Origin of the sequence: Rhizobacter sp., assembly GCA_021153565.1 — a bacterium.
GTDB lineage: Bacteria > Pseudomonadota > Gammaproteobacteria > Burkholderiales > Burkholderiaceae_C > Albitalea.
Genome location: JAJKJU010000346.1, coordinates 1 through 10,850 on the forward strand (window position 1 = coordinate 1; position 10,850 = coordinate 10,850).

General features: G+C 62.6%; 10 protein-coding genes. 7 read left to right on the plus strand and 3 right to left on the minus strand.

Translation table 11 applies throughout. The annotated features are described in order from the left end of the window. Positions 1 to 272: 272 nt before the first annotated feature. From kynA to kynB, 3 genes are read right to left on the minus strand one after another with little or no spacing between them, the layout of a single operon-like run. Positions 273 to 1,112: a tryptophan 2,3-dioxygenase gene (gene kynA, locus AC30NL_RS21210; protein ID WP_489465966.1), complete on the minus strand. Its 840-nt coding sequence runs from the start codon at positions 1,110 to 1,112 to the stop codon at positions 273 to 275. Positions 1,113 to 1,126: 14 nt separating this feature from the next. Next, the gene (kynU, locus tag AC30NL_RS21215) at positions 1,127 to 2,395 is read right to left on the minus strand and encodes a kynureninase (RefSeq protein WP_489465967.1); all 1,269 of its coding nucleotides are present in this window, start codon (positions 2,393 to 2,395) and stop codon (positions 1,127 to 1,129) included. Between the two features lie 10 nt (positions 2,396 to 2,405). Then, positions 2,406 to 3,029 (minus strand): arylformamidase, encoded by a 624-nt coding sequence (gene kynB, locus AC30NL_RS21220; protein WP_489465968.1) that lies wholly within the window; start codon positions 3,027 to 3,029, stop codon positions 2,406 to 2,408. A gap of 157 nt (positions 3,030 to 3,186) precedes the next feature. Between kynB and AC30NL_RS21225 the strand changes: the two genes are divergently transcribed. The 7 genes from AC30NL_RS21225 to AC30NL_RS21255 form a co-directional block, all read left to right on the plus strand. Beyond that, entirely contained in the window at positions 3,187 to 5,544 is a 2,358-nt protein-coding gene (locus tag AC30NL_RS21225) for a bifunctional salicylyl-CoA 5-hydroxylase/oxidoreductase (protein WP_489465969.1), read from the plus strand. Between the two features lies 1 nt (position 5,545). Continuing rightward, complete coding sequence (locus AC30NL_RS21230) at positions 5,546 to 6,241, plus strand: SDR family NAD(P)-dependent oxidoreductase (protein WP_489465970.1); 696 nt, start codon at positions 5,546 to 5,548, stop codon at positions 6,239 to 6,241. A 56-nt stretch (positions 6,242 to 6,297) separates the two neighbouring features. Continuing rightward, positions 6,298 to 6,825 carry a MarR family winged helix-turn-helix transcriptional regulator gene (locus tag AC30NL_RS21235; RefSeq protein ID WP_489465975.1) on the plus strand — a complete coding sequence of 176 codons (528 nt, stop codon included), beginning with the start codon at positions 6,298 to 6,300 and terminating at the stop codon, positions 6,823 to 6,825. Continuing rightward, positions 6,822 to 7,673, plus strand: a complete 852-nt coding sequence (locus AC30NL_RS21240; protein WP_489465971.1) for an enoyl-CoA hydratase family protein — start codon at positions 6,822 to 6,824, stop codon at positions 7,671 to 7,673. The genes AC30NL_RS21235 and AC30NL_RS21240 overlap by 4 nt, the downstream gene beginning before the upstream one ends. Then, positions 7,674 to 8,879, plus strand: a complete 1,206-nt coding sequence (locus AC30NL_RS21245) for an acyl-CoA dehydrogenase family protein (protein ID WP_489465972.1) — start codon at positions 7,674 to 7,676, stop codon at positions 8,877 to 8,879. It begins immediately after the preceding gene. Continuing rightward, positions 8,876 to 10,510: an AMP-binding protein gene (locus AC30NL_RS21250; RefSeq protein ID WP_489465973.1), complete on the plus strand. Its 1,635-nt coding sequence runs from the start codon at positions 8,876 to 8,878 to the stop codon at positions 10,508 to 10,510. Before AC30NL_RS21245 ends, AC30NL_RS21250 begins: the two co-directional genes overlap by 4 nt. Beyond that, positions 10,507 to 10,850: RidA family protein (locus AC30NL_RS21255; RefSeq protein WP_489465974.1), on the plus strand; the 344-nt coding region annotated here is incomplete at its 3' end. The genes AC30NL_RS21250 and AC30NL_RS21255, both read left to right, overlap by 4 nt.

Below are 10,850 nucleotides of genomic sequence, written 5' to 3' on the forward strand. Positions count from 1 at the left end.
GTCTCTCAAAAATCACCCCCATCTCCCCTGATGCATCTGAAATTCACATCGATTTCGGTCGAAAACTCACATCACTGCAAAAGAATGTCGTCAAAGCCAGTGAAGACGCGCAGCTTTCCGCGTGTCCAGCGTGCATAAAGGTCAGCCCTGGGAGAGGGTTGGGGTGTGGGCCGCGGCCGTTGATATCCAAGGCCTTGCTTTCTCCACCGCCGTCGCCCTCACCCCCGCCCTCTCCCAGAGTCTCCCAGAGGGAGAGGGAGTATTGCGCCGGCTCACAGATCCGTCCGCAGCTTCCAGATTTCCGGAAACAGCACCACATCCAGCATCTTGCGCAAGTACCCGACGCCGCTCGTACCGCCGGTGCCGCGCTTGAATCCGATGACGCGTTCGACCGTCGTGACATGGCGGAATCTCCAAAGCCGGAACGCGTCTTCCAGATCGGTCAGCTCTTCCCCAAGTTGATAAAGATCCCAATGCTGATCGGGGTTGCGATAGGCCACAAGCCACGCCTGCTCGACCGCGTCGCTGCTCGCGTAGGGCTGTGTCCAGTCGCGATCGATGTATGACGGTGGGATCGCCATGCCGCGCCGTGCAAGCAGGCGCAAGGACTCGTCGTACAGGGAGGGTGCGCGGTAAGCCTTCTCCACGCGCTCCAGAATCTCCGGCCGATGCGAATGCGGCTTCAACATTGCCGCATTCTTGTTGCCCAGCATGAACTCCACGCAGCGGTATTGCCAGCTCTGGAATCCGCTGCTGTTGCTCAGGTAAGGCCGAATCGCCGAGTACTCCGGCGGTGTCATGGTCGCGAGCACGTCCCAGGCATGCACCAGCTGTTCCATGATCTTGCTGACCCGCGCGAGCATCTTGAACGCGCTGCCCAGGTGGTCCTGCGACACGCATTCGATGGCGGCGGCCAGTTCGTGCAGCATCAGCTTCATCCACAACTCGCTCGTCTGATGCTGGACGATGAACAGCATCTCGTTGTGCTCTGGCGAGAGCGGATGCTGCGCATTCAGCACCTCGTCGAGGTGCAGGTAGTCCGCGTAGCTCATGTCGCGGCTGAAGTCGAGTTGGGCGCCCTCTTCGGCGACGATCTTTTCTGTTGTGCTCATGGGTGTTCTGCCTTTCAGGTCACTGCGGCGCGCTGGTTGAATTCTGCGGCGCGCCATTCCCCGCTTTCCATCACCTGCACGAGGTGATCGACCGCGTTCCACACGTCGATGAAGCGGGTGTAGAGCGGTGTGAAGCCGAAGCGAAGAAGGTCGGGCGCGCGGAAGTCGCCGATCACACCGCGCTGGATCAGGGCTTGCATGATGGGATAGCCGCCTTCTTCTCGCGAGAAGCTGACCTGGCTGCCGCGCAAGGATGCGTCACGTGGTGTCTGCAGCGTGAGGCCTTGATTGCCACAACGCTCCTCGACCAAACAAATGAAGAGCTCGGTGAGCGCAAGAGATTTCTCGCGCAAGGCCTGCATGCCGCCCAGCGCTTGCGCGGCCAGAAGCGTGTCGACGCCGCATTCGAGCACGGCCATCGAGAGCACGGACGGCGTGCCGCAGAGAAAACGTGCGACGCCCGACGCCGGCCGGTAGTTGGGCGTGAACTCGAAGGGGGCCGCGTGGCCGAACCATCCTGATAGCGGCTGCCAAAGTTGGCCGGCGTCCATGCGCGCGGTGTGCTTGGGGTGGGCCCACGCAAAGGCCGGTGCACCCGGTCCGCCGTTCAGGTATTTGTAGCCGCAGCCGACCGAGAAGTCCGCCTCTGAACGTGTGAGATCCACGGGCACTGCGCCGGCGGAATGGGCCAGGTCCCACACCACCAACGCACCCGCGGCATGTGCATCGCGCGTGATCTGCGCCATGTCGTGCATGCGTCCGGTGCGGTAGTTGACATGCGTGAGCATCAGCACTGCCAGATCGTCGTTCAACTGGGCTCCGATGTCGTCGGCTCCGACGAGGCGAAGTTCCAGTCCGCGTTCGCGCGCCAGGCTCTCGGCAATGTAGAGATCGGTCGGAAAATTGTGCCGTTCGGAGACGATGACCTTGCGCTGCGGAGCGTCGGCGCGCTGCAGGTTCAAGGCAACGGTGAGCACCTTGTAGAGGTTCAGCGAGGTCGAGTCTGCAACCACAACCTCACCGTCGCTCGCACCGATCAGCGTGCCGATCTTGTTGCCGATGCGTTGGGGCATGTCGATCCAGCCAGCCGTGTTCCAGCTGCGAATCAGATCTCGGCCCCATTCTTCGGTCACCACCTTCTGCACGCGCGCCGCGGCGGTTTTCGGCAACACGCCAAGCGAGTTGCCGTCGAGGTAAGTCACGCCATCAGGCACGTCGAATTGCTCGCGCAGGAAGGCGAGCGGGTCTTTGGCATCCAGGGCCAGGCAGTCTTGTCTGTTCATGCGGGAGTTTTCAAAGTTCGCGCAGCACGGCGCGCACGGGACTCGCGCATGCCAGACTGAGCTTCAAGGGGAGGGCGATGAGTTCGTAGTCGCCGGCGGGCACGTCGTCGAGCACCAGGTTCTCGAGCACACGAAGGTCGTGGGCGAGCAGTCGACGGTGGCTCTGCAGCGTCTTGCTGTCGGCCGGGTCGACCGACTGGCTGTCGATGCCCACAAGCTTCACACCCAGGCTCGCGAGCCAGTCGATGGTCTCGGGTGCAAAGGACGCAAAGTCATCGGACCATTCGGTCGGCGCCGTGTCGCAGGTGCGCACGAGGACGCGCTCCGGTACGCCTTCGATCGCCGGTATCAAGTGTTCCGGTCGCACGAGGCGGCCTCGGTCAATGACGTGGAACACGCGGCAAGGGCCAAGGTAGGGCATGAGATCGACCGCACCGATGGCGCGCTCGTTGTCCGCGTAGTGCAGTGGCGCATCGGCATGCGCGCCGATGTGTGGCGACATGGTGATGGCAGTCAGATTCACAGGGCAGCCGGGCCCGATACGAGTCGTCCACCTCTGAGAATACGGCTCGTCGCCAGGAAAAGGCGGCGTAGTCGGCGAGATCGGTGGGGAGATGTCCCAGAGCTTTTTCATGGCGTTTGGTAATCGGTAGCCGGCAACATTAGCACCGCTTCCATTGCAATGGTGTCGGTTATTACGCACAGTCGGCTCGGCTTCGTCAAGTCTTTGACATCTAAAATATATGAACTTAAAGTGCGCGGATCCTGGGTATCGTCGCAAGACACTTTCCATGCGTATCACCTGCATCGGTGGCGGTCCGGCCGGCCTGTATTTCGCCTTGCTGATGAAGAAGCACGACCCTTCGAACGAGGTGACCGTGCTCGAGCGAAACCGTGCTGGCGACACCTTCGGGTGGGGCGTGGTCTTCTCCGACCAGACCTTGTCTGCATTGCAGCGCAGCGACGCCAAGACTGGTACCCAGATCCTCGACGCGTTCAACCACTGGGATGACATCGAGGTCAATTTCAAGGGCCGACAGATCCGCTCGTCGGGCCATGGCTTTTGCGGCATTGGGCGGCGCAAGCTGCTCGACATACTGCAAAACCGTTGCTCCGAACTCGGCGTGAACCTGCGCTTCGAGACCGACGTGACCGACGATGCGCAGGTCGATGCCGATCTCATCATTGCGGCCGACGGTCTCAACAGTCGGGTACGCAGCAAGTATGCGAGCGTCTACCAGCCTGACGTCGACTTGCGCCAATGCCGCTTTGTCTGGCTGGGCACGAACAAGCTCTTCGACGCGTTTACCTTCGCCTTCGAGAAGACTGAATGGGGCTGGTTCCAGGCGCATGCTTATCGATTCGACGACAACACCTCGACCTTCATTGTCGAAACGCCTGAGACGGCGTGGCGTGCAGCAGGACTGCACGACATGTCCAAGGAAGAGGGAATTGCGTTTTGCGAAAGCTTGTTCGCGAAATACCTCGATGGTCACTCGCTCATGTCGAATGCCGCCCACCTGCGCGGGTCGGCGCAGTGGCTGCGTTTTCCGCGCGTCGTCTGCAAGACATGGATCGAACCAAAGGGCGGCGCGAATGGCAAGACGCCCGTGGTGCTGATGGGCGATGCGGCACACACCGCGCATTTCTCCATCGGTTCCGGCACCAAGCTGGCGCTGGAAGATGCCATCGATCTCGCGGCGAGCCTGGTCGCGCAGCCCGACGATCTGATGGGCGCATTGCATGCGTACGAGGCACGACGCAGCGTCGAGGTGCTGAAGATCCAGAACGCCGCACGCAACTCGACCGAGTGGTTCGAGAACGTCGAGCGGCACGCCCGGCTCCAGCCCGATCAATTCGCCTATTCGCTGCTGACGCGCTCCCAGCGCATCTCGCACGAAAACCTGCGGCAGCGCGACGCCGACTACGTCTGCGCCTACGAGCATTGGATGGCGCAGCGTTCCGGCCTGGACCTCCCCGCCAGCGTGCCGCCCATGTTCACGCCCTTCACCGTGCGTGGACTCACGCTCAAGAATCGCGTGGTCGTCTCGCCGATGGCGCAGTACAGCGCAGTCGATGGCGTGCCCACCGATCACCATCTCGTCCATCTCGGCGCGCGTGCACTGGGCGGGGCCGGTCTTGTCTTTACGGAGATGAGCTGCCCGACGCCCGACGCACGCATCACGCCCGCATGCACCGGCTTGTGGAATGACGCCCAGACGGCGGCGTGGAAGCGCATCGTCGATTTCGTGCACAGCGGCAGCAGCGCCAAGATCGCCATGCAGTTGGGGCATGCGGGCGCGAAGGGCTCGACCTGCGTGCCGTGGGAGGGCGAGGACATGCCGCTGCCTGCAGGCAACTGGCCGCTGGTCTCCGCCTCGCCGATGCAGTACCTCGATGGCGTGAGCGATTGGGCCCACGCCATGACGCGAGAACACATGATGCGGGTGACGGCCGATTTCGTCGCCTCGACCCGGCGCGCGCTCGAAGCGGGATTCGATTGGCTGGAGCTGCATTGCGCCCACGGCTACTTGTTGTCGGCGTTTCTCTCGCCGCTCACCAACCAGCGCACGGATGAGTACGGCGGCTCGATTGCCAATCGCCTTCGCTGGCCGCTGGAAGTGTTTCGTGCGATGCGAGCTGCCTGGCCCGATGACAAGCCCATGTCGGTTCGCATCTCCGCGCACGACTGGGTGGAAGGCGGAAACACCGCGGAGGATGCCGTCGAAATCGCCCGTGCCTTCAAGGAGGCTGGCGCCGACTTGATCGACGTGTCTTCCGGCCAAGTGAGCAAGCGGCAAAAGCCGGTCTACGGCCGCATGTACCAGACGCCTTTCGCAGAGGCTATCCGCAACGAGGTGGGCATTGCGACAATGGCGGTTGGCGCGATTTCGGAAGCTGATCACGTCAACAGCATCATTGCCGCAGGCCGTGCGGACCTTTGCGCCATTGCCCGGCCGCACCTTGCCAACCCGTCATGGACGCTGCTCGAAGCTGCGAAGATCGGGCACACCAACGGCATCGGGGCAGATTGGCCCAAGCAATATCTCTCCGGCAAGTCGCAACTCGAGCGCAATCTCGAACGCGAGCGCGCCATGGCTGCACAGAACGCCGACTTCGGTCTGGATGAAAAAGTACAGGGTGTATGACATGAAGGGCCTGCACGCAGTAGTCACTGGAGGTGGAAGCGGCATCGGCGCCGCCATCGCCATGGCGCTTGCCGCCGAGGGCGTCACCGTCACCTTGATGGGGCGCTCGATGAAGCGCCTGAGGGCCATGCTTTTTCCCGCATCGAACTGCATCGTCGCCGACGTGTCCGACCGCGACAGCGTCAAGCGCGCCTTCGATGCGGCTGCCGACTTCGGTCCCGTCGACATCCTCGTCAACAACGCGGGCCAGGTCGCGAGCCAGCCTTTGATGCGAACTACTTTCGACCAGTGGCAGCGCATGCTGGACGTGAACCTGAGCGGCACTTTCATCTGCACTCAGCAAGTCTTGCCCAGCATGGTGGAGCGCGGCTTCGGTCGGATCGTGAATGTCGCGAGCACCGCAGCGCTGAAGGGATATCCGTACGTCGCCGCTTACTGCGCGGCCAAGCATGGAGTTCTTGGCCTGACACGCGCGCTGGCGCTGGAAATGGCGAAGAAGGGCGTGACGGTCAATGCCGTGTGCCCCGGCTACACCGAGACGGAGATCATCGAGCGATCCGTGCAGCAGATCGCGGCCAAGACCGATTTGAGTTGCCAGGAAGCGCGCGAGCGACTTGTGGCAGCCAACCCGCAGGGCCGCCTCATTCAACCCGATGAAGTGGCCCGCGCCGTCCTGTGGCTGTGCAGTCGCGAATAGGGCTCGATCACCGGACAGGCGATTGCTGTTGCCGGCGGAGAGGTGATGTGAGTGCCATGCCTGATGAGGATTTGCCGTACGACCTGGAGTCGCGCGTCATCGACGATCACCACCAAGCGATCAAGCTGTGGCTGCGCATGCTGGCCTGCGCAACGCGGGTCGAATCGGTGGTGCGCAACCGCCTGCGCAGTGAGTTCGCAACGACCTTGCCACGCTTCGATCTGCTTGCACAGCTCGAGCGCAAACCCGCTGGCTTGACCATGGGCGAGTTGTCGCAGCACCTGATGGTGACGGGCGGAAACGTGACCGGGGTGACCGACCAACTCGAAGCCGAAGGCATGGTCAAGCGCACACCGCACCCCCATGATCGGCGAGCCTTCTCCGTGCAACTCACACCCGCCGGCAAGCGCCAGTTCCGACGCATGGCGGCAGTACACGAACAGTGGATGATCGAGCTCTTCGCGGGCTGGAGCGCCGAAGAGAAATCGCAGGTGTATGCCTTGCTCGCCGGGCTCAAAAAGCATCTCGGTGGCATCGACGCAGCCCCGGCCAAACGAAGCAAGACCAAGAAGGAGATGACATGAGTCGAGCCATGGATTCGCATTTGCTGCAAGGCAACCGCCGCGATGCGGCGGGCCTCTCGCCGCGTCATTTCGGTTGGAGAGTGGAAGGCAAAGTGGGCGTGATCACGCTCAACCGGCCTGAGCGAAAAAACCCGCTCACCTTCGAGTCGTATGCCGAACTGCGCGACATGTTCCGGCTGCTCGCGCAAGCCGACGACGTGCGCGCCGTGGTGATGCAGGGCGCAGGCGAGAACTTTTCATCGGGCGGCGACGTTCACGACATCATCGGGCCGCTCACGAAGATGAGCATGCCGGACTTGCTTACCTTCACTCGCATGACGGGCGATCTGGTCAAGGCAATGCGTGCTTGTCCCCAACCCATCGTTGCCGCCATCGATGGAGTGTGTGCAGGTGCCGGCGCCATCATCGCCATGGCCTCCGACCTGCGGATCGGAACCGGGCGCAGCAAGGTGGCGTTCTTGTTTTCGCGCGTCGGACTCGCCGGGTGCGACATGGGGGCTTGCAGCATCTTGCCGCGCATCATCGGCCAAGGGCGCGCGTCGGAGCTGCTCTTCACGGGGCGCTCGATGAGTGGCGATGAAGCGCTGGCCTGGGGCTTCTACAACCGCATCGCGCGCAGTGATGATTTGAATGCGCAGGCGCTTGGGTGGGCCGCGGAAATTGCAGCGGGCCCCACGTTCGGCAACGCGATGACCAAGCGCATGCTGCATCAGGAGTGGGCGATGGGCGTGGACGAAGCCATCGAATCTGAAGCGCAGGCGCAGGCGATCTGCATGATGACGCAGGACTTCCGTCGGGCATACGAGGCGTTTGCCACCAAGACCAAGCCGCTCTTCGAAGGAGACTGAATGATGGACCGAGCACATCTTGCTTGGCCGTTCTTTGAAGAGCGCCATCGCGCGCTGGCGTCGGAGTTGGACGCGTGGTGCTCAGCGAACATTCGCCACGCCCATGGCGACGTCGACGCCGAATGCAGGGCTCTCGTGAAGCAACTGGGCGCCGCAGGGTGGCTGAGGCATGCCATCGCCGGCGTCTCCTGCGGTGGCACAACCGACGCCATCGACACCCGTTCCATTTGCCTCCTGCGAGAAACCCTTGCCTGGCACCACGGATTGGCGGACTTTGCGTTTGCGATGCAAGGGCTCGGCTCCGGTGCCATCTCCTTGCACGGTACCGCTGAGCAGCGTGAACGCTACTTGCCGCGTGTCGCCCGCGGCGATGCGATCGCCGCCTTCGCCTTGTCCGAACCCAACGCGGGCTCCGACGTTGCCGCCATGACCTGCGCGGCGCATGCCAACGGTGACGACTACATCATCGAGGGCGAGAAAACATGGATATCCAACGGCGGCATCGCCGATTTCTACGTGATCTTCGCCCGCACTGGCGAGGCGCCTGGTGCCCGCGGCATCTCTGCCTTCATCGTCGATGCCGACAACCCCGGACTCGAGATTGCCGAACGCATCGACGTCATCGCACCGCATCCGCTCGCACGACTTCGCTTCCACGATTGCCGTATCAGCGCATCGCTGCGCATCGGCGAACCGGGCCAGGGCTTCAAGATCGCGATGCAGACGCTCGACGTTTTCCGCACATCCGTCGCAGCCGCTGCACTCGGCTTCGCACGGCGCGCTTTGAGCGAAGGTTTGCAACGCGCCACCTCGCGACAGATGTTCGGCCAGCGTCTTGCCGACTTCCAGCTTGCCCAGGCCAAACTCGCCCAGATGGCCACAACGGTTGACAGTGCTGCCTTGCTCACCTACCGCGCTGCATGGCAGCGCGACCAGGGGGCCAACGTCACGCGCGAAGCCGCAATGGCCAAGATGGCGGCCACAGAGGGCGCTCAGCAGGTCATCGACGCGGCCGTGCAGTTGTTCGGCGGCGAGGGCGTGCGTTCAGGTCAGGTGGTCGAGTCTCTTTACCGGGAGATTCGTGCCTTGCGCATCTACGAAGGTGCAACCGAAGTGCAGCAATTGATCATTGCTCGCGAAATGTTGAAGGAGTCTGCCCTCTTGGAGCGGGGCCCGCACTACCCGGCGACTGGGGAGCAGACATGACAGCACACGTCGACACGTTTTGTGCGTGCCACCTGCCTGCGCGCGAACATCAGCCCGAGTTCCGTTTCGATCTGCCTGAGCTGCAGTTTCCGCGGCAACTCAATTGCGCACATGAATTGCTCGATCGATGGGTGGAACAAGGCGATGGCAACCGGCCGTGTCTCATTGGCAGTGAACTGCGCTGGACGTACGCGGACTTGCAGGCCCAGGTCAACTGCATTGCCAACGTGCTGGTCAAAGACATGGGCTTCATGCCCGGCAACCGCGTGCTGTTGCGGGGCGCAAATTCACCGATGCTGGCAGCCTGCTGGTTCGCCGTGGTGAAGGCTGGAGGGGTCGCGGTGGGCGGCATGCCGCTCCTGCGCGCCAAGGAGTTGACGCAAATCGTCGTCAAGGCCGAGATCAGTCATGCACTTTGCGATGAGCGATTGGCCGAAGAGTTGTTGCTGGCCGCGCCGCAGTGCGCCACGCTCAAGCATGTGATGCACTTTCACAGTGACTCGCCTGACGGTCTCGAAGCGCACGCGCTCACCAAGTCGCCACAGTTCAAGAGCATCGACACCGCTGCCGATGACGCGTGCATGATGGCCTTCACGTCGGGCACCACTGGCGCTCCCAAGGGCGCGGTGCATTTTCATCGCGACGTGATGGCCGTGTGCCGGTGTTGGCCGAAGCATCATCTGCAGGCAAGGAGTGACGACATCTTTATTGGCAGTTCGCCACTCGCGTTCACCTTCGGATTGGGGGGGCTGTTGCTGTTCCCGCTGTCCATTGGCGCATCGAGCGTGCTGCTTGAAAAAGCGAATCCCGACGTGCTGCCCGCGGCCATTGCCAAGTACCGCGCCACGGCCTGCTTTACATCGCCCACCGCTTATCGTGCGATGGCGGCGACGATGAAGGGCCATGACATCTCGTCCTTGCGCAAGTGCGTGAGTGCGGGCGAGGCACTGCCCGCGGCCACACGCAAGCTGTGGAAAGATGCGACCGGCATCGAGTTGATCGATGGCATCGGCTCGACCGAGTTGCTGCACATCTTTATCTCCCACACTGATGCCGACGCCAAGCCGGGTGCCACCGGCAAGCCCGTGCCCGGCTACACCGCTGCCATCCTCGACGATGACATGAACCGGCTGCCCCCCGGAAAGATCGGTCACCTTGCCATCAAAGGTCCGACGGGCTGCCGCTATCTCGATGACCACCGGCAGCGCCAGTACGTGAAAAACGGCTGGAACCTCACGGGCGACGACTATCTCGTCGATGACGATGGTTGGTACTTCTATCAGGGGCGCACTGACGACATGATTGTCACCGGCGGCTACAACATCGCCGGTCCCGAGGTCGAGAGCGTGCTGCTGCAGCACCCCGCCGTGGCCGAATGCGGCGTGGTCGGCGTTCCGGACGTAGAGCGCGGCCAGGTCGTGAAGGCCTACGTCGTTCTGAAGCCGGGATACGAGGCCGGTGATGCGATGTGCAAGACGCTGCAAGACTACGTGAAGCAGGCCATCGCGCCCTACAAGTACCCGCGCAAGATCGAGTTCACGGATGCCCTGCCGCGCACCGAGACAGGCAAACTGCAGCGCTTTCGCCTGCGTGCGCAAGCGTCAACGCAGGCCGGAGGTGGGAAGGAATGAGAATTCTTCAACCTCCCGACTGGAAGGCCCCCCGCGGCTACGTCAATGGCGTGGCTGCCACAGGCACCACGGTTTTCGTCGCCGGCCAGATCGGCTGGAACGCGCGATGCGAGTTCGAGAGCGACGACTTCGTCGCACAAGTCCGCCAGGCTCTCATGAATGTTCGGGCCGTGCTGGCGGAAGCAGGCGCCAAGCCTTCGCACATCACACGCATGACCTGGTACATCACCGATAAGCGCGAATACATTGCGCGCGGCAAGGAAGTTGGCGAGGTCTTCCGCGAGATCGTCGGGGTCTATCACGCGGCGATGAGTGCGGTGCAGGTGGTGGCGTTGATGGA

Coding starts and splice junctions, on each gene's coding strand:
- kynA (WP_489465966.1), bottom strand. CDS start 1,112: ATGAGCACAACAGAAAAGATCGTCGCCGAAGAGGGCGCCCAACTCGAC.
- kynU (WP_489465967.1), bottom strand. CDS start 2,395: ATGAACAGACAAGACTGCCTGGCCCTGGATGCCAAAGACCCGCTCGCC.
- kynB (WP_489465968.1), bottom strand. CDS start 3,029: ATGAAAAAGCTCTGGGACATCTCCCCACCGATCTCGCCGACTACGCCG.
- AC30NL_RS21225 (WP_489465969.1), top strand. CDS start 3,187: ATGCGTATCACCTGCATCGGTGGCGGTCCGGCCGGCCTGTATTTCGCC.
- AC30NL_RS21230 (WP_489465970.1), top strand. CDS start 5,546: ATGAAGGGCCTGCACGCAGTAGTCACTGGAGGTGGAAGCGGCATCGGC.
- AC30NL_RS21235 (WP_489465975.1), top strand. CDS start 6,298: ATGCCTGATGAGGATTTGCCGTACGACCTGGAGTCGCGCGTCATCGAC.
- AC30NL_RS21240 (WP_489465971.1), top strand. CDS start 6,822: ATGAGTCGAGCCATGGATTCGCATTTGCTGCAAGGCAACCGCCGCGAT.
- AC30NL_RS21245 (WP_489465972.1), top strand. CDS start 7,674: ATGATGGACCGAGCACATCTTGCTTGGCCGTTCTTTGAAGAGCGCCAT.
- AC30NL_RS21250 (WP_489465973.1), top strand. CDS start 8,876: ATGACAGCACACGTCGACACGTTTTGTGCGTGCCACCTGCCTGCGCGC.